At 41.5% G+C, this 19698-nt stretch carries 14 protein-coding genes; 6 read left to right on the forward strand and 8 right to left on the reverse strand.

The window, feature by feature from the left end:
• Nucleotides 1–60 precede the first annotated feature (60 nt).
• Entirely contained in the window at nucleotides 61–327 is a 267-nt protein-coding gene (locus AACW45_RS04500; RefSeq protein WP_242045664.1) for a hypothetical protein, read from the reverse strand.
• A 308-nt stretch (nucleotides 328–635) separates the two neighbouring features.
• Between AACW45_RS04500 and recN the strand changes: the two genes are divergently transcribed.
• Both recN and AACW45_RS04510 read left to right on the forward strand, forming a co-directional pair.
• On the forward strand, nucleotides 636–2381 hold the full coding sequence (recN, locus tag AACW45_RS04505) for a DNA repair protein RecN (RefSeq protein WP_190631503.1): 1746 nt from the start codon (nucleotides 636–638) through the stop codon (nucleotides 2379–2381).
• 254 nt (nucleotides 2382–2635) lie between these two features.
• Entirely contained in the window at nucleotides 2636–2833 is a 198-nt protein-coding gene (locus AACW45_RS04510) for an RNA-binding S4 domain-containing protein (RefSeq protein ID WP_190631504.1), read from the forward strand.
• An 18-nt stretch (nucleotides 2834–2851) separates the two neighbouring features.
• Here AACW45_RS04510 and AACW45_RS04515 read toward each other — a convergent pair whose 3' ends face one another.
• Both AACW45_RS04515 and AACW45_RS04520 read right to left on the reverse strand, forming a co-directional pair.
• Nucleotides 2852–3415: an HD domain-containing protein gene (locus AACW45_RS04515; RefSeq protein WP_190631506.1), complete on the reverse strand. Its 564-nt coding sequence runs from the start codon at nucleotides 3413–3415 to the stop codon at nucleotides 2852–2854.
• An 18-nt stretch (nucleotides 3416–3433) separates the two neighbouring features.
• Nucleotides 3434–3637: a hypothetical protein gene (locus tag AACW45_RS04520; protein WP_190631508.1), complete on the reverse strand. Its 204-nt coding sequence runs from the start codon at nucleotides 3635–3637 to the stop codon at nucleotides 3434–3436.
• A gap of 219 nt (nucleotides 3638–3856) precedes the next feature.
• On the opposite strand from AACW45_RS04520, the gene AACW45_RS04525 reads away from it, so the two are divergent.
• The 3 genes from AACW45_RS04525 (at nucleotide 3857) to AACW45_RS04535 (ending at nucleotide 5797) form a co-directional block, all read left to right on the forward strand.
• Nucleotides 3857–4411 carry an alpha/beta hydrolase gene (locus tag AACW45_RS04525; RefSeq protein WP_190631510.1) on the forward strand — a complete coding sequence of 185 codons (555 nt, stop codon included), beginning with the start codon at nucleotides 3857–3859 and terminating at the stop codon, nucleotides 4409–4411.
• A 144-nt stretch (nucleotides 4412–4555) separates the two neighbouring features.
• Nucleotides 4556–4849: a hypothetical protein gene (locus AACW45_RS04530; RefSeq protein WP_190631511.1), complete on the forward strand. Its 294-nt coding sequence runs from the start codon at nucleotides 4556–4558 to the stop codon at nucleotides 4847–4849.
• A 534-nt stretch (nucleotides 4850–5383) separates the two neighbouring features.
• Entirely contained in the window at nucleotides 5384–5797 is a 414-nt protein-coding gene (locus AACW45_RS04535) for a hypothetical protein (RefSeq protein ID WP_190631513.1), read from the forward strand.
• 93 nt (nucleotides 5798–5890) lie between these two features.
• Here the strand turns inward: AACW45_RS04535 and AACW45_RS04540 are convergent, their stop codons facing one another.
• From AACW45_RS04540 to AACW45_RS04560, 5 genes are all read right to left on the reverse strand, one after another.
• Entirely contained in the window at nucleotides 5891–8701 is a 2811-nt protein-coding gene (locus AACW45_RS04540; RefSeq protein ID WP_190631515.1) for a DUF5682 family protein, read from the reverse strand.
• A 119-nt stretch (nucleotides 8702–8820) separates the two neighbouring features.
• Nucleotides 8821–9975, reverse strand: coding sequence for an ATP-binding protein (locus tag AACW45_RS04545; RefSeq protein ID WP_199331049.1), 1155 nt, complete (start codon nucleotides 9973–9975; stop codon nucleotides 8821–8823).
• A gap of 149 nt (nucleotides 9976–10124) precedes the next feature.
• A complete protein-coding gene (locus AACW45_RS04550; RefSeq protein ID WP_190631517.1) occupies nucleotides 10125–11549 on the reverse strand; it encodes a VWA domain-containing protein in 1425 nt (474 codons plus the stop codon).
• 9 nt (nucleotides 11550–11558) lie between these two features.
• A complete protein-coding gene (locus AACW45_RS04555; protein ID WP_190631518.1) occupies nucleotides 11559–13019 on the reverse strand; it encodes a hypothetical protein in 1461 nt (486 codons plus the stop codon).
• 65 nt (nucleotides 13020–13084) lie between these two features.
• Nucleotides 13085–13630 (reverse strand): hypothetical protein, encoded by a 546-nt coding sequence (locus AACW45_RS04560; RefSeq protein ID WP_199331050.1) that lies wholly within the window; start codon nucleotides 13628–13630, stop codon nucleotides 13085–13087.
• A gap of 600 nt (nucleotides 13631–14230) precedes the next feature.
• On the opposite strand from AACW45_RS04560, the gene AACW45_RS04565 reads away from it, so the two are divergent.
• A complete protein-coding gene (locus AACW45_RS04565; RefSeq protein ID WP_190631520.1) occupies nucleotides 14231–19678 on the forward strand; it encodes a translocation/assembly module TamB domain-containing protein in 5448 nt (1815 codons plus the stop codon).
• The last annotated feature ends 20 nt before the right edge of the window (nucleotides 19679–19698 follow it).

A 19698-nucleotide genomic window follows, 5' to 3' on the forward strand; every position in this document is an offset into this window, starting at 1 on the left:
GCTGTCGCAGTGAGCGATGAGATGAATTTTTGGGTGACGACGAACTGACCCCTAACCAATTCAAGCCGAAGGTTTGACAGGACAAGGGGTCGGTGAGGAGTCACCATGATCTCTTGTTTCTCTGGTATAATTATTTTGGCTAACTTCGCCCGTATTGGTGTCTGATAAGCCTCTGCCCAGTGGCACTGCGATCATTGGTAAGCGACTCCGTTGCACAGCATAAAAGTAAGTAGGCACATCTTGATTAATACGAATCGCCTGAGGGTTTGTCCGATAGTGCGAAAAAGCCAGCATCTCATCCAGGACAGTAAAATTCGTAGGGTACAAGGTAAGTCTTCGGCTTCGCTCAGACTTACACCGAGCGAAGCCGAGGTGTAAGAAATTGCATAGTCTGCGGAGGGGCTTCTCGTGGACTTAAAACAAAGCTCAGTTAATGTCCGGGGGATACCGGGAGTCGCTGAGAAGCCTACACTGTATTGCTTGCAATCAGTGTAGGAGTATGTCACACAGTTTACTAGAGTAAAATGGGGCTGCTACTTCTTGTGTAGTGGCTTAAGCTGGTTGCTAAACGCTCATGCCTAGAGTCCTGAAAATTGGAAGTATTCGGCATCTGCCTAGATGGAGAATGTGGCTTGATGTTGCTTTGCCTGCGAATTGAAAATTTTGCCTTAATTGACCAATTAGAATTAGAATTTGGTACTGGACTGAATGTCTTAACAGGTGAAACTGGTGCGGGAAAATCGATTATCTTGGATGCGATTGATGCCGCCCTTGGTGGTAAGGTATCTAGTAGGGTAATTCGCACTGGAACCAGTCGGGCGATGGTGGAAGCTACCTTTAAATCTAATGGGACTTTAGCTAGTTGGTTAAGCGAACAAGAAATTGATTCGATAGACGAAAACTCTGTAGTAATTAGCCGGGAAATTTCGGCGACGACTAGTAATGTCCGCAGTCGATCGCGAGTCAATGGGGTATTGGTAAATCGTCAGATGATGGGGGGACTGCGCGATCGCTTGGTGGAAATTACCGCCCAAGGACAAACTGTGCAAGTCGGACAAGCTTCTCAAGTCCGGGATTGGTTAGATTTACATGGTGGTGATGCTTTAATGCAGCAGCGTCAGGCGATCGCTGTTGTTTATAGTGCGTATCAACAAGCACATCTGGCATTAGAAAAACGCCGGACATCAGAACGAGAACGTTTACAACAGTTAGATTTACTTACCTATCAAGTGCAGGAATTGGGAGCAGTTAACCTCAACGATCCCAACGAATTAGAACAGCTATTACAAGAACGAGAACGGCTAAATCACGTTGTCGATTTACAACAGATGAGCTACAAAGTCTATCAGGCTTTGTATCAAAACGACAGCGAAGCCCCAGCCGCAGCCGATTTATTGGGAGATAGCGAAGCCACCTTAATTGATATGGTGGAATACGATACCCAACTGCAACCTCTGTTAGATTTGGTGCGGGATGCGCAAGCTACGTTAATGGAAGTCGCCAGACAAATTAATGCTTATGGCGAAGATTTAGAAGCAGATCCTCAAAGATTAGAGGAAGTAGAAGAAAGAATCAGGGAATTAAAGCAGATTTGCCGAAAATACGGGCCGACATTACAAGAAGCGATCGCCTATTATCAAAAAATTCAAGGCGAATTAGCTGAACTGAACGATAGCGAACAATCTATAGAAAGTTTAGAACAGCAAGAACAAGCAACTTTAGCCAAACTCACCCAAGCTTGCCATAAATTAACTCAATTGCGCCGCACAGCCGCTAACAGTCTAGAATCGCGGTTAATCGCGGAACTCAAACCCCTAGCGATGGAAAAGGTGCAATTTAAAGTAGATATTGTCCCGACTACCCCAACCGCCACCGGTGCAGACAAGATTACCTTTATGTTTAGTCCCAACCCTGGGGAACCCCTCCAACCTTTAAGCGAGATTGCTTCCGGTGGGGAAATGAGCCGCTTTTTACTGGCGTTGAAAGCTTGTGTATCCCAAGCCGATGCTGCGGGGACAATGGTATTTGATGAAATTGATGTAGGTGTTTCTGGCAGGGTAGCACAAGCGATCGCGGAAAAATTACACCAACTCAGCCAGCGTTCTCAGGTATTGTGTGTTACCCACCAACCCTTAGTAGCAGCAATGGCAGATAGGCATTTTCGCGTTGATAAACAAATTATCAATCAAGGTAAAGGTAACAAAACTAACAACGGTAGCGGCGAACAGCGTACTGTGGTGCGAGTGACAGCCTTGGATAATTTAACCACTCGCCGGGAGGAATTAGCGCAATTAGCTGGCGGAAAATCAGCCACAGATGCGATCGCTTTTGCCGAATCGTTGTTATTACAAGCTGCTAATCATCGACGGGAAAAATCTTAATTAACAATTCAAAATTCAAAATTCAAAATTCAAAAATAAAAAAACATCCCAATCATTAACTTACCAAGCAACCTCGTAGGGGCTGGGTGACCCAGCCCCTACAATTTGGGATAATTTAATTTGGCTTCGATCAAACTAAGTTTGACGTTGAGCATTTCAACTAATGCTAATATCAAACTTAATTAGACTTAAACAAAACTTATGAATGGGTTGAGCTTTTTTAGAAAGATATTCAGGAATTGACAAGTAACAGTATGATTAAACTCGATCAGTTTTTAAAGTTGGTAGGGATAGCACCAACTGGAGGACAAGCAAAATGGCTCATTCTTGATGGTGCTGTCAAAGTTAATGGTGTCTTGGAAACGCGACGAGGGAGAAAATTAGTATCAGGCGATCGCGTAACTGTAGAAGGTAAAACTTATGATGTAGAACAAATAATTGATAATGCGTAATTTGTCATTTGTCATTTGTCATTTGTCATTTGTAGAGTGGGTAATAAAGGATTGATAATTTTCGATTTTATTGGCTAGGCGTGAAGCTAAAAAATTACTTGCATCTTTTAAAGCGTCGTGAATTTGAATCGCTTCTTCTCGATATTTGGTAATCTTTTCTCTAGTCCAATAATAAGGTGGTGGTTGCAGATTACTAATTCTATCTGCCAATTTCACCATCCAAATTTCTTGTGGTTGTTGTTGGATTCTTTGCAAACTATCCGCCATTTGCAGGTGTTTATCTAGATTATTATCTTTAGTTAAGGCGAGGACACCGTTAGCAACTGCTGTACCAAATTCGCTGGTTATTTGCTCATAAGTTGTGTTTGTATCTTCGATGGTATCATGCAAAATTGCACATTGAATTGCTAAATCACCATTATATTCTTGATTTTCATTTAGGGCAGCAATTACTTCCATACTTACAAAACTTAAATGCATGATGTAAGGAATTTCGGAACCAGGAATTTTCTGCCCTTGGTGTGCTTGTGCAGCAAATTTATAAGCTTTAATATAGGTTTCTTGCGACCAATTTTGTATCATATCTAAAAACTCTGTGATTTAATCATCGGGAAATTGCCAAGATGAAATAGTTTCAACATTTTGGCTATGACATTGAGTACAAGTAGCATCAAATGTAGAATCCATCCATTCATAACCACAGTTACGACAATGACAAAAAATATTATTGCGGTTAGCATCTTTGATTCCCTGATGCCATTGTTGTAGTTCTTGAAAATTAGAGAAGGGAAAATTCTCAGACATGAAAATTAAGCCTGATCAAAAAATGTGGCTGATTGAACTGTTGCTTATGAATTATACTTGAGTTCGTTAAAATCTGCGATCGCGCTCATCCGTTCCCATGATCAACACCTGAATCAACCCATAGTCAGATTGTACTTTTCTCTGCACAAATTAGCATGAAGAACTAGGGCTGATTTTTTGTGTTTCTCTATGCTCTACAATAGTAGGAAGTTCGATAAAATGCAGATTTTTCAATTTTTTCATCAATTCAGCAAAGGACTATTTACTAAATTAATCGGACAGACAATAGCTTTAGGTGTCGGGGCTAGTGTTTTATTCTTCAGTCCTAATGCTGATGCGGCTGAACAGGTGATTTTAAAATACGGTAATTTTCAAGGCGCTATTTCTGTCACCGAATTAAATCAATTTGTCGAAACTGGTAAAACTACGCCTACACTGAGAGCTTATTTACAAGCTTCTCAACAAAATCCTGCAATAGCCCGTCAAGCTTTAACAGCAGGAATAAAAGCCGATCGCGCTTTTTTAAATAACTTACTTTCTAGCTGGGCTGGGCCAGTTTTAGTTAACGAAATTGGTGATGTAGTTCATCCTCCAGAACAGGAATTAAATGCACAAGCACTGCAAACTGCTTTAAGCACATCTATTAACCAAAATGGTGAAGTAACTTTGCTGGGGGCTATTCGTCATTATCCCACCTCTACTGTAGAAATAGAAGGCGATCGCTTAATTCCAGTTTACGAACGCTTAAGTAGTTTGGCGAAAATCTTTAGCTAAGGCTGATTCTAGGCTGGTAATGTCACTCCTAGCAAAACTGGGGGTGACATTGCATAATTTGTATCTGTCAAACCTAAATTCTATTGCGAACCTACACAGCAATAGATGATGAAATTTATAATTAGACTTATTGGATTAGTTTTAATGCTTTTTGGCATTAAGGTTTTGGCAAGTAGTGTAATTTTTTCTGGATACTTTATTCCTAGCTTGCCTGTGATGTTGTTGATCACTGCCGGGTTATTGACTTTAAAATATGGCGGACAGAATCGTCAATATGCTTGGCTGATGATTGCTGCTAGCTTGGCTTATGCAATTATGAGTAGTGTAATTTTTATTGCGCCAATCTCGCTTATTTCCTTTGCTTTATCATTAATGGCAGTGAGCATTGGCTACACTATGCTGACTACGGGAAAAGTGAAATTGCAATTATTACCTTAGTTGTTATCTAATTACATCATAGAGTTTTCTTTACTATTAAGATTCACCTTTTGTATTGAATTAGTCGAAATGCTTGTTTTCTAACTGGATAAGCGGATTTAGGCATTTTCAAGATGCGATCGCATTTCCGTGAATGAGGTATGATTGCCATTGGTTATCATACCTGCTGAATATTGACCTGATCTCCTAATCAGCGCTAAATTGAACAATTGAGCATCTTGTGTTTAAAGTTACTTGCAAACTTGGAGTAAATGCGGTATCTGTATTATCTCTAACAATATGTAGCAAAAGGTTGACCTTTATCAGTAGATTAGGCTATTGAGGAGTGGAGCTAAATCTCTAAAGCTCTAACTGCTATTGGTTTACAAGATTGTTCTAAAATCAGCCTAGCTAGACTTGGTGTATTAAGTCTACTTAACTGCTGGGATGACTTGTCATTTAGGTGGCGATTTAATAGACCAAGCCGTAGTTAACGCTACATTAAAGTCAGGAGCTTAATACGTATAAACTACCAACTAAATCAAGGATAAACAGTTGAAACAGCAGCAAATTATCATGGGAAGCATCTCCGCCACAGTATCTGCGATCGCCGTCGGATATTTGGGCGTACAATACTTAAATCAGAATGCAATGTACACAGTTGCTGGTGCAATGATGGGACTGGGTGCGACAACACAAATTACCCAAACTAAGTTGAAATCCCCAGGTAAAAAGTCAAAGCAATCACCATCACCACAACCCGCTTCACCTGTTGTTGCTGTAGTTGAACAAGCACCACAGCCGATACAACCAATTTATCAGCCAATTGAAAAAAAGATTGAGCCAAAAATTGAGCCAAAAATTGAACAACCTATTGAAGTTGTAGAATCAGATTCAAGTAAAGAATTAAAATCAGAAACAGATCCCGTAATTGAACGATTTCTTACATTGGGTTTGGAAGATTTTTAAATACCGTAGGGGTGGGGTTTCCCCACCCTCTATATTTTGGGCATGGGGCATGGGGCATTGGGCATTGGGCATTTGATTTAGCTTTATCATAAATTACAATAAAGCAGCAAAGTAGTTTAAAGTTGCTGGATGGGTATTGATTAATTGTTGAGCTTTGGATTCTGATTCAGATAAATTATTGCTCGGAGTTTGAGGAATTTCTAAATTTTCTTCCCAACTCAAATTTTCAATACCTAATAATTTAGCTAACGCATTAGTTGTTGCTGGCGAATTAAACAGAAATTCTCTGATTTTTAACTCACTTTCGCTGAGTGTGGGTGCAGCCTCAACTAGCTGAACCTGCTTTTGCATCTCAGGTTGCGGCTTCGACCATGCGGGAATCCAGTTATTAAAGCCAGCTAAACTCTTCGGGAAATTACTTGAGGCTTCTTTAATTAATCCTTGGAGAATTTGCGCATGGGGTCGCAGTTTCAGAATCAGGCTGGGTAACCAAGGTAATAAAATTTTATCGGGAACTGTGGCGAATAATTTACTCAACAGTTCGACAACAAATTTACTAATTCTCGGTGCAAAGGTTAAAGATAAAATAAACCCGTTCAGGTATTCTGGGAAAGATTTAATTAACATTTCGTTGTTAATCACATCATTGAAAAATTCCCGAATTTCTTCTAGTTTTATTAATGTTAGTAACCATTCTGTTGTCCACAATAAACCGATTTTGGCGGGGTCGTCTAAACCTTGGCTGGATTGTTTGACACCGATTAATAATTGACTGCGGTTACAACCTAGAGATAACGCTAAACTTTCCAAGGTAAAGATAAAATTCAACATCCCGGCGATTTGTTCGGGTGTGGTTCCTCTATCAGCAAAGGCTTGGGGTAGTAAGGTTGCGTAATGTCCGTAGCCTGTGGTAACAAAACGTTCTATCCATTGCGGTAAGCCTGAAGGTGTGGCGCGGTAATAATGGACTAGCCTGCGGACTCGTTCAAATACTTGGGGTGCGTCGCTGACACCTGTTTCTTGTTTGAGGAGAGAAATCGCGTGTTCTCCAAGTTCTTGCGTTAGTCGGAGGCTGCGCGCGTATAAAATGCTATCTTCTGTGGCTTTGAGAACATCGCTAGTTTTGGCTTGGGGAGAGAAAGCTGTTTGTTTGAGGCGCTGTTCTAAAACTTGCTCGATGCTGACACCTTCATAACCGAGCATAATTAGATGGCGCTGGTATTTACCGATGCGAATTTCCCAAGATTCTTGAATCGGCTTTGAACCAAGACTGCGATCGCCTATAATTGGCTTGACAATCGTATCACCCAACAAATAATGCAATCGCCAGAGCACATCAGAACATGGTAAAAGTTCCGGTTGCTGTTTGAAATCCATTAAGGCGCGTTGGTTGGTTTGTGCAAGTAGGTTGACTCCTAAAGGTTGAAGTCTGTCATATACATCTTGCGCTAGGGGAGGTAAAGAAGCGTAACCAACCGTACCAATGCGATCGCCTCCGAGTAAAATTTGGCAAAGTTGGTAAATATTGCGTTTTTTGGGAGTGCGGTCTTTTTCAAGACAAGTTATGGCTGCATCTTGGAAATCGTAGGGTGTGGGGTGCATTCGGTTCCGCATCCCAGCTAGCAGCATTGAGGTTTGATAAATGGCGATAGAGTCTGCTGTACTCGCTAAATAGGCATTTTTCCGCGCTAATCCGACAATATCCGCGCACCATTGCAATAATTGTTCTGTGTCTGCGGCGGCTAGTTCTGGGGGACGAGTTAAGAAGGCTGCGAGGGTGGAATTTGTAGCTGTAACAGGACTTGCTTTAGTTTTAGTCGCTTTCTCTTCTTTATTGAGCGAAAATCCTTTTAACCCCGTAACCTTGAGATTCTTTTTCCAAGTTGCTTCTGCTAGCGATACCGTACCTGCTGGGTGATGAAATTGGTATTCAATAGCCGCAAAACTGGAAGGAATTAAACCATATAACCATTTGGTTTGAGTGCGTTCTGGAATTTCCCAGAGATTATTATTAGTAACGCTGTATTCTTCTACATCGCTAGCAGAGTGCGCTGCACCACATATATAGATAGCTTCCGATGGTGCAATATTATGCGCCGCCATGTGTTTTTTCATGGTAGTCCACATATAGCGTTCGCGCTGACGGTCGATTTCGATATCTTTGTTGCGAGTTCCTAAACGACGCATTAAACTACCGATAAGGAACATTACTTGGCGGTAAGTATCGTAATCTGCACCGATAATTGCGGTTTCTACATATTCATCCCACCATTCTGAAAAGTGGCGAGTATTGGAATTGCGGAGTAAAAAGCTTAAAAATTGGTCAAAAGTGGGGATGAGGCTACCGACTTCTACACCTACCGCCGAACCATGCATTTTTGCTTCATCGCTGGCGGGTTCTTCTGATTCTTCAGCAAGTTTAGTATCAGGGGGTTCCCATTGAAAGACAAAATCCACCGCCCTATCAACAAATACTAGCTGAGTTTCGGGATTTTGCAGCGCAAATGCGATCGCTTGATATTCTGCAGAAGCTTCGGTAATGGGTGCAACCACACTCAACGGCATGATTTTGGGCGAAAAATGCTCAGATTCAGCAGCGAAGGCTTGTAAAGCAACGGGTAATTTACAATCGCGGAGATTTTCAACGGTGTTTTGTAAGTCTTCGCATAGTTCCAAGTAGATGACTTTCGGCGGTTTTTCCCGTAAACGTCGCACCATCTGTAAGGCGGAGGAGGGGGAGTGGTGACAGACGGGGAAAATTTCTAGAGGTTCGCTGCTAGCTTTTTCTACGTCTTGTATTAAAGCCGTTAGCATTTCGCTTAATGGTTGTGCATCGGTAGCGAATTTTTCCGCCGCGTTGAGGAGTTGTTCTTGGAGTGCGTTGAATGCAGTGGGTAGACTCATAGTTTAGGAAGTTTCCAAATATTTGGAGTTCTTCTTTGCGCCTTTGCGTGAGAGAAAGATAGAAACGAACCGCAAAGACGCAAAGGACACGAAGGAAGAAAGTTATAGAGAGATATTGCTTAAAATAACCCCATCGCTTGTTTTCCACCTTCGAGAAAGGCTTCCCATTCACCTTTTTGTTCTTGACTACGCTTCTCTACAACGGCGTGCCAAAATTGATTCATTACGGAAATATCTTCTGGTTGACGACGTACTAAAGTACCAACTAATGACTTGGCTAATGCACCGGCTTCTAAATTAGTCGCGCCAAAATATCGGCTGTGTAAAATCGCATCTTCTAACACACCTATTTGTTCAGCTGTGGAAAGCGCCGATTCTAAACGCTGGTCGTCAGAACTAGCTGCGGCGCTGGTTTCGCGTAAGTCGGCAAAGGTCTGCAATAATACATCTAATAATGTTGGCGGTACATCGACTTCAAAGCCGTGACGGTTCATTAATTCCTTGGTGCGGAAGAGGATAATTTCTTTTTCCTGCTTCTTATTCGTCACCACCGGCATATGTACGAAATTAAACCGCCGTTTCAATGCTGAGGAAAGTTCATTCACACCCCTGTCGCGACTGTTGGCTGTGGCGATGACATTAAATCCGGGTTGCGCGAAAGCTACGTTATCCGTCTTTAATTCGGGAATCGAAATATACTTTTCACTCAGTATAGATATCAGTGCATCTTGGACATCGGAAGTACAGCGCGTCAATTCCTCAAATCTGCCCATTGCACCGCTATGCATGGCTGTCATAATGGGTGAAGGAATCAAAGAATCGCGGGATTGACCAGCCGCAATTACCATCGCCACGTTCCAAGAATATTTAATTTGGTCTTCTGTTGTTCCCGCAGTTCCTTGAACTACATAGGTGGAATTACCAGAAATTGCGGCTGCGAGTAATTCTGCTAGCCAGCTTTTACCTGTACCGGGGTCGCCAATTAAGAGTAAACCACGGTCAGAAGCTAAAGTGACAATAGCACGTTCTGCGATCGCACTATCGCCATACCATTTCTGCTCAATTTGCCTATCTAACTTTTGCGATGGCGTACTTCCTAATACAAAGGTGCGTACCATTTGCGGCGATAGTCGCCAAGAAAAGGGTTTTGTACCTTTATCGATTGAGGCTAAATATTCTAATTCTTCTGCATATTTTAGTTCCGCCGGTTGGCGCAGCATGACAGTATTATCTTTAGTCTCGCTACTTGTATTATTACTCTTAGTCCTTGCCATTTTTATCTCCTAATAATTAATGTAAAATCTCTCTTAAACTCTCTTCACTTCGCGTACTTCGTGCCTTCGCGGTTTATTTCTTTTAACGAACCGCAAAGGCGCAAAGGACACAAAGGAAGAAATTGCTGAAGGGAATAGGTTAAGTATATTCAAGTTACAATCACCTTTTTTAACTCCTGAATTAACTTCTTCGGACTACCCGTTAAAATCGGCATACCTAACTCCTTCAACTTATCCCTGAACCATTGATTCACACTGAAATATCCCGAACTTGTCACCGCACCCACCGGAATAAAATGCAATCCCGACTCCTTCAACGATTTAATATAGTCAAATAAAACTTGGTCGCTACCACCTTCATAAAAATCAGAAATTAACACCATCGCCGTATTTTGTGGCTCTAAAATCTTTTGTGCAGCTTCCACTAACGCCGCATAAATATGCGTCCCTCCACCTAATTGAGTTCGTAATAAAACCTCAAAGGGGTCATGTACCCAAGCTGTTAAATCAATGACTCGCGTATCAAACGCCAATAAATGCACATCCACATTCGGAAGTCCAGCAAAAATTGACGCGAGAATTGTACATTGCACCATCGCATCTACCATTGAACCTGATTGGTCAACTACTACAATCATGCGAGTTGGTGTTTTTTTCTTGGCTGTATGGTGGTAGTACAACCTATCAACAAATAACCTCTGTTCTTGTGGATTCCAATTAGTTAAATTCTTCCAAATTGTCCGCTTTAAATCTAAGTTGCGAAATATCCTTTTTGGTGGAACCGAATAATCGATTTTTCCCGCGACAGCTTGCGCGACTTGTAACCGTAACACTTGCGCTAGTTCGTCTACATACTCCTGAATTAACCGTTTAGCATTTTTCAGCGCATTTCCTGATAAATTCGCTTTTTCTCGTAATAGCTGTTCCACCAAAGCCATTGATGGCGTAAGTTGACTGGCTAACCTGTCATCTTTGAGGACTTCGTGTAAAGCCATGCGGTGAATTAATTCGCCTTCTAACGCTTTGAGGGTAGCGCGGAGTTGTTCTTCAGTAACGGTGAAACCGCCACCAGTACCTAAACCCGCACCCATACCGCCACTTTGACTGCTACCTTGTCCTTGATTTTGCTGTCCGGGATTTTTCCCCATTCCCGGCCCATGTCCGCGTAAACTTCCCGGTTGACATCCCAAGGCTTTTTCTAAAAATCCCACATCTTTTAACCATTGCGCGTATTGTTGTGCGGTGACAACTCCGGTTTGGGTGTTGGGGCCGAAAGCATTCAGGAGTAATTTAGAGAAAACTAAGCCTCGGCGTAGGGTAGCGGTTTCTGCTTCGTTTGTGTCGTCTTGGGGAATTATGGGATTATTAAAATCAGCTTCTAATTCTGGGTAGCGGTGGAGTAAGTTTTCAATACTAATATTGGGGTCGAGGATTAATTGGGGTAAATTTAACTCGCTGACAACTTCCGTCGCCATTTGTTCAAAATTTGCACCCTGTTCGCTAAAGCCAAACATACTAGTTAGCAAGCGCCAGTATACAACTTGACGGCGTTGAGCAATTTGTTCTGTATCCATGATTTTTCCTCAACTCTTACGCAGTAGTCTGCTAGAACGTTCTTGTAAGATTCCCACCACACTATTTTTGATGGAATCTTTTTTCGCAATGACTGACGCTGCGGTTTGTCCGGTAGATGTGATTTTGTTTTTCACTGCTACTGCTAAAGGTTGGACTGACCATTTACCAGCATCGAACCGTAATAAGCCGAAGATTTGCTGAGATTTGGCTATTATGTCTAAATTTAATTCTGATAAACTGCTGATACGTTCATTAGCAATGCTGAGTTCACCCGCATCACCCCAACTTAAAACAATATTCTCGTCATTTTTTACAACTTGATAATTACTGAGATATATCGGTTCCGCGATTTGGATGGGATGGCGATCGCACGCTGCCACTGTAGAATAAATCAAGCTATTACCTGTATTCTCAGCAAAAAATTCCGCCGCCCGCTTCATCAAGTTATAATTTTCACCAAGTTCGCCTTGACCTTGCCACAATAAATCTCCATTAGGTAGCAAGGGTACATCTTTGATTTTCAAGACGCGATTTTGGGCGAAAGCATCTAATAAAATAGCCGCATTGGCAAATAACAACCAAATTTGCTCGTTATTAATTGCATCTACCTTGTAAGCTGATTGGGTAACTCGCACCAATTGAGTTTGATTGTTTGCATCTAGTAAACCATAGGCTGTAAAACTAACTAAATTGGCGTGTTGGCGTAAATCTAAACCTAAAATTTCTAAATTACCCGATATTGGTTGCGATTTTGGTAAAATAGCTGGGCGGACAGTGCCTAACATCGCCTGAGTCCACAAATCAACCCAACGATATTTAGGTATTGCTGCACTATCAGCGACGGGAAGATTGCGCATCAATTCATTAAAATAGCCAGTCAGTAAAGCAGCTTGTCTAACTAATAAAGGTTCCGCTTGAATTTGTTCCAGTGTCCCTAAAAACGGAACTAAAGTTGCGATATCTAAACGTGCATAACCGATTAAAGCAATTTCCATTAACCAGTGACGTACACTAGCTAACAGCACTTTGACATTACTCGGCGGTTCTTCGGCTTCATGTTTCAGTTCTGCTTCAGCTATGGCTGCGCGTCCTAACAAACTCCTGACTTGAGCTTGCAAGGTATCAAATAACGCTCCTTGAATTGCCGCGCGGACAGTCGCCAATACAGCAAAATGCTTATCTACAAACTCATTTGTGCTAATCGCCTGAGTAGATTCCGCTAAAGATGATTGTAAAGGCGTGCCAGTAAATACACGCTCTATAGCTTGTAAAGTTTGTAAATGTTGCTCATCTAAATTCGCAAAACCAGTAATAAAACACTCATCTAAACTTGCAATCAACTCGAATATTTCTTGATTGCTTTCGCTGATTTGATGCAATGCGCCGGGGAAAGCCATGATATTAATTCGTAATTCGTAATTCGTAATTCGTAATTCAGTTTCTGTATTTCTGTCTTCAACAACTGACAATTGTACAGACGCGATTCATCGCGTCTCTGCCCAATGCCCAATGCCCAATGCCCCATGCCCTATAATTAAACAAACCAACTCATTTCGGGGATGGGAGAGTTGGCGGTTTGTAATTCTAGGTAGCGGAGGTAGTTTAAAAAACGGCTGAAGACTTCGCTGGCTGGTTCTTTTTTTACCGTACCGCGACGGTTGATGATGTCGTTCAGGGAAGTAATTTGACTGGGGTCGCCGGGAACTTTAAGATAATTTATTACTTGGTCAATACCGTAAGTTGCGATCGCTTCTTTCATCACAGCTTGCAAATGTTTGCAGGGATAGCCGCTTAAACCTCCACAAGGGCGATTATTATTGGTACTGCAATAATAATCTAGGGTTCCCGCTTCAAAAAAGGATACATACACTCGTTCAATATCAGAACCGCTAGAAACTACTCCCTGTACGCGATGATTGAATAACTCCACAAACGGAACCTGCTTCACATCCCGCTTGGTTGCAGCATTTTTCTGGTTGGAAGCTATAAACGATGAATTAGGCATAATATCAATCATCCCCAGTTGGCGAAATGGTGAAATCGTCAAATCATCATCGACAAATTTAGCAAACTCGAACATTCAACATGGTTTTAGCCCACTTACCATGCTCATCTATAAATTTTACATATAACAACCATAAAAACACTTAAATTAGTGGCTCTTTGCAAAAGTTATTACAGTAGGGAGTAGGGGTTAGGGACTAGGGGCTAGGGACTAGGGGTAGAAACAGGTAACATTAAGTCAAAGTATGATAATTTTCATGCAAAAGTCGTCACAATCAGGCAATATCACTTAACATTAAGTCTTATAGTTGTTCCATTAAGTCTTACTGTTGTTCCATTAAGTCTTATAGTTGTTTCATTAAGTCTTACTGTTGTTCCATTAAGTCTTATAGTTGTTTCATTAAGGCTTCCAGTTGTCTGATTTAAGTATAGGAATCCTAAATCATTTGTAAAATTTACTAATTCTCATTTTTTCCTCTTGTCCTTGGCGTACTTGGCGTCTTGGCGGTTCATTAAAAAAAGATTTTCACAACTCAGATGAGATTGCTATAGTTTGCAAAAATGCAATCTACCACAGAGATGATTTTAGAATTCGCATTTTCAGGCAGTCTAATAAAGGTAGACTCTAGGCATAGAAGCATTTAAGAAGCTTTCTTTTGCTTCCTATACAAATAAAATGACACGTTCCCCGGATTCTCATCGACGGTTATGGCTGCTGATCTTAACCCGTACCAGCATTAGTTTAGTACTGGCGTTAATTGCTGGAATTGTCGGGGGTATTTGGTGGGCGAATATTTTTATACATGAAAGGCTAGCACCATTAATTGAAAGCAATTTGTTAGAATTGCTAGGAAGACCTGTAAAGTTAGGTGCTGTTGAAGCTTTTTCGCCTAATAGTCTGCGTTTTGGTTCTACGTCAGTTCCCGCAACCACTACAGATCCCGATAAATTAGTAGCACAAGCAGTAAATGTCGGCTTCAATCCTTGGGAATTAGTTTTTAACCGGACTTTAAAGCTCAATGTTACCTTAGTTCGTCCAGATATCTATATTGAACAAGATAAACAAGGGCGTTGGGTATCTACAAGAATTAATACAGCTACTCAAGAAAATGCTGGTTTCATTAAAACTGAATTAGAAACCCTGAGTCTGCAAAATGGCGTCTTAGTCTTATCGCCATTGCTACAACCAGGTAAACAGCGAGTTAGCGTTGGCTTCCATCAATTAAATGGCATTGCGCGTTTTTTAGAACAAAATCAACGGATCAATTTTGATATTAGCACTCAAGCTCTATCTGGGGGTAGTTTACAAATTTCTGGAGAAACGCTCCCGAAAACTGTACAAACAACTTTAAATATTCGCGCTGCTAATTTATTGGCGACTAATTTATCACAGTTAGTGCAGACACCTGTTAACTTACAAGCGGGAACTATTAATAGTGATTTAAAGGTTAATATCCCCCGCAATCAGTCGCAAACTACAGTATTTGGAACAGTTGATGTTAACCAAGTAGTTGCACAAGTAAATAATCTTCCCACGAAAATAACCAACACTACAGGTAAATTACAGTTTGAGAATCAGCAGGTTGCACTAGACAATTTTAGCGCTAACTTGGGTAACATTCCCGTACAAGTCAACGGGGGAATCAATGCCCAAACTGGTTATAATCTGACAGCTAATGTCAAAGCTGTCACTACCCAGAATCTTTTACAAACCTTGAATGCTAAATTACCCATCACATCAACTGGGGATTGGACAGCAAATATCAAGTTGCAAGGTGCAATCAGAAAACCTGTAATTACAGGTGCGGTGAGTACGATTAAACCTGCTGTAATTGACCGTGTCAGCTTTGAGAATATTACCACGCAATTTCAAGGAACACCCCAGGAAATTGTGATTTCGCAGATTCAAGCTACTCCAACCCAAGGGGGAAAAATTACTGGTAAGGGAAGAGTTAGCTTAGGAAAGCAGGGAAGAGTCGCGGTAAATGTACAAGCTACTAATTTACCAGGAGATGCGATCGCCCAAACGTACAATGTTAATTTACCTAATATTCGCATTGGTACAGTCTCCGCCAATACTCAAGTTTCGGGAACTCTCGCTAATTTGCAAACTCTGGTGCAAATCCAAGCACCAATGGCGACTTATCCCGGTAAAGTCGAATTAGCGATTAATAAAGGAATCGTCCAAATTCAGAATACAGCTTTGCGGGTAGCTGGGGGTACAGTTGCAGCTACAGGACAACTAAAAGGCGATCGCTGGCAAGCTGTAGTTGATGCGTCGCAAGTTCCCCTCCAGAATCTAGCCCAAGCTACCAGCAATCCCGACAACCCGAATGCAACTTTACCGCCACAATTTCAAGGTACGTTAAACGGTGAATTTAACTTAGCAGGAACGACAAAATCCTTCCAACTTCCTAACATTCAAGCTTCAGGACAAGCTAACTTAAATTTAGCTGGCGGTACGGTTAACGTTAATAATATTCGCCTGAATAATGGTAATTGGCAAGCTGTAGCTAATGCCAATAAAATTCAACTCAATCAATTTGCAGAAAATATTCCCGGACAGATTATTAATAGTAACCTGCTGCTTGCAGGTAACGTTCAGTCCTTTGATTTAGCTAACATTCAAGCTGCTGGAAAAGTTAATTTAAATGTCGCTGGTGGTAGAGTTAACGTTAATAATATTCGCCTGAATAATGGTAATTGGCAAGCTGTCGCCAATGCCACCAAAATTCAACTCAATCAATTTGCCAAGAATATTCCAGGGCAAATTGTTAATAGTAATTTACAAATTTCCGGTAATACCAATTCCTTTGCCTTAGCAAATATTCAAGCTGCTGGCGCAGCGCGGTTAAGTTTAGCGCAGGGAAGCGTTAACGTCAGAAATATTCAGTTGAATAATGGTGACTGGGGAGCTACAGCCACTATTTCCCAGCTTCAATTGAATAATTTATCACAAAATTTGCGCGGGCGGTTAAATGGTGACGTTCAAGCTGTGGGAACAACCGCTTCCTTTCAACCGCAAAACATTGCAGTTGCGGGTACTGTCAGGCTTTCCCAAGGTTTAGCCGCACTCACCCAACCTTTAACTGCTCAATTTCAATGGAATGGCAGCAACCTGCAAATTCTCCAAGCCACCGCACCCGGTTTAAGGGCAAGTGGTAATATTGCTGTGGCATTGCAACCCACTACCCAAATTACCGGCTTAAATCTCAATGTCCAAGCACAGGATTATAATTTACAAACTCTACCGTTTAAGCTTCCGGGAAATGTGGCTTTAGCGGGAAGGGTAGATTTTAACGGACAAGTTTCCGGTACACCTACCCAGCCAATTGCTAATGGAAATATTCGCTTAGAAAATTTAGCGGTAAATGGGTTAGCATTTGACCCAGTATTAACAGGAAATGTCCGCTATCAACCAGGACAAGGAACGCAATTTCAAGTTACTGGAAACCAAGACCAAATCGCTGTTTCTTTAAACGCAGATAATCGTCCCACCGCATTTAATATTCGCCGTGATTCCACCATCGCCACAGGACGCACCGTTGGCGATAATCTTGCAGTCAACGTCCAAAATTTCCCCATATCTCTAGCTAAAACATTCATTCCTGCCAATAATAATTTAGGCACAATTGGCGGACAACTATCAGGAAATTTAACAGTTAACTTAAATGATTATAGTTTGGTAGGCGACATAGCAGTTGCCCAACCCCAAATTGGCAGAATTACAGCAGATGAATTTCGCGGTAACATTAGTTATGGCAATGGGACTTTTAATTTAACTAATGGCGAAATCATTCAAGGCGAAAATCGTTATACTCTCAGTGGAAACTTACCCACAACAGGTAATAACCCATTGCAAATTGCATTGAGTTTTGACAAAGCTAGAATTCAAAATATCTTCCAAACATTAAGTATTTACAATTTTACAGATGCGCTAACTGGTTTACAGCCACCAAACCTAGCTGGCGCTGAAGTATTACAAACTCAACCCAGAAGTTTACCAGATACAGATTTATTAACTCAAATAGATTACGTAGCCAAAATTCGCCAACAAGTTGCACAGCAAAGAAGACAGGAACAAGCATCTCGGCGGATACCTTCTTTAGCAGAATTACAAGGTATAATTAGCGGTAAATTAGGCGTTACAGGTTCTTTGCAATCTGGGTTAAATATCGACTTTAACTTTGTTGGTGATAACTGGGTTTGGGGTAATTATAAAATTAATCAACTCATTGCTAGCGGTAATTATGAAAACGGAAATTTAACTCTCCAACCTCTGCAAGTCAATTTTAATAATTCCCTCCTCGCCTTTACCGGACAATTAAGCCAGCAATCTCTCTCAGGACAGGCGCAAGTCCAAAATTTAGCCCTAGCAGATATTAAACCTTTCTTTCCCCAATTACCTGTAGATATTGCTGGAAATATCAATGCTAATGCAACCCTTAATGGGAGTTTAAATAATCCCCAAGCCGTGGGAGAATTAGCGTTAGTAGATGGTAGTTTAAATAATCAATCTATCCAATCAGCCCAAGTTGCTTATAACTATAATAATGCGCGGCTAAATTTTGGCAGTAATGTTTTAGTTACGGGTACAGAACCCATTCAAATTAACGGGAGTATTCCGGCTCCATTACCATTTGCTTCTACTGAGCCAGATAATAGTATTAGCATTCAAGCTAACGTGCAAAATCAAGGCTTGGCATTGTTAAACTTATTAAATAATCAAGTCAAATGGGTAGATGGACAAGGACAAGTCAACGTCCAAATTCAGGGAACCTTCAAGCAACCAAGCACTACAGGCATTGCCACAATTAATAATGCCACACTCAACGTCCAAAGCCTGACAGAACCCCTAACTAATGTTACAGGCACAGCGCAATTTGCAGGCGATCGCTTAATCGTCGATAATCTCCAAGCAGACTACAGTCGCGGACAATTAACAGCCACAGGAATTCTCCCCATTGTCGCCACGCAAAACGCCCAACAACAAGCAGCCAGTAACCCCCTCACCGTGGCGATAAATAACTTACAATTGAACTTTCAAAACTTATATCAAGGCGGAGTTAGCGGTAACGCAGTCATCACAGGCACAGCCTTGGCACCTCGACTCGGCGGTACAATTGAGCTAAATAATGGTGAAGTCTTACTCGGAAACGCAACTGCTACAACTAATACCACCACACCAACAGCCAATTCTCCCGAAATCACCATAACATCCCTGCAAACAGCCACTAATACGAATCCTTCCACAACAGCCACACCCGTAAATACACCGAGAATACCTGTAGAATTTGCTAACTTACAGCTAATCCTAGCCAACGATATCCGCGTTACCCGTCAACCCCTATTTAGCTTTGTCGCCCAAGGAGACATCACACTCAACGGAACCTTAGCCAAACCCCGTCCCCAAGGAACAGTAAGTCTGCGAAGAGGTCAAATCAACTTATTCACCACCCAATTTACCTTAGCCCGTGGTTACGACCAAACCGCAACATTTACCCCCAGTCGAGGATTTGACCCCACCTTAGATGTGCGCCTAGTCGCCATTGTCCCCGAAGCAACGCGCACCTTAGGACGAACCTCACGCATATCTAGCGAAATTCAAGATGTTTCCGCCATTGATTTTGGTACCTTAAATACTGTCCGCATTCAAGCCATAGCCAAAGGCCCAGCAAGCCAATTATCAAGTAACCTCGTACTAACTAGCGAACCTCGCCGTAGTCGCGGTGAAATCGTCGCTTTATTAGGCGGATCGTTTCTTAATACTTTACAACAAGGCGATACAGGTTTAGGACTGATTAACATTGCCGGTTCAGCAATATTCTCCAACTTACAAGGAACTGTCAGCCAAATCGGTGAAACCATCGGCTTAAGTGAATTGCGTTTATTTCCCACACTGGTGACTAATAGAAATACCAATGTTTCTGTTCTTGGTTTAGCTGCAGAAGGTGTATTTGATATCTCCAAAAATTTCTCTTTATCTTTATCGCGAGTCTTTGCGAGTAATGAACCCTTACTTTACAACGTAATTTATCGTTTAAATGACGAAGTGCGTGTCCGTGCAGCTACTAATTTAGGCGATGAAGGACGCGCTGTAGTTGAGTATGAAAGCAGATTTTAATTTATAATTCGTAATTTATA

Source organism: Calothrix sp. FACHB-168, from assembly GCF_963889195.1.
In the GTDB taxonomy this organism is placed as follows: domain Bacteria; phylum Cyanobacteriota; class Cyanobacteriia; order Cyanobacteriales; family Nostocaceae; genus Aulosira; species Aulosira anomala_A.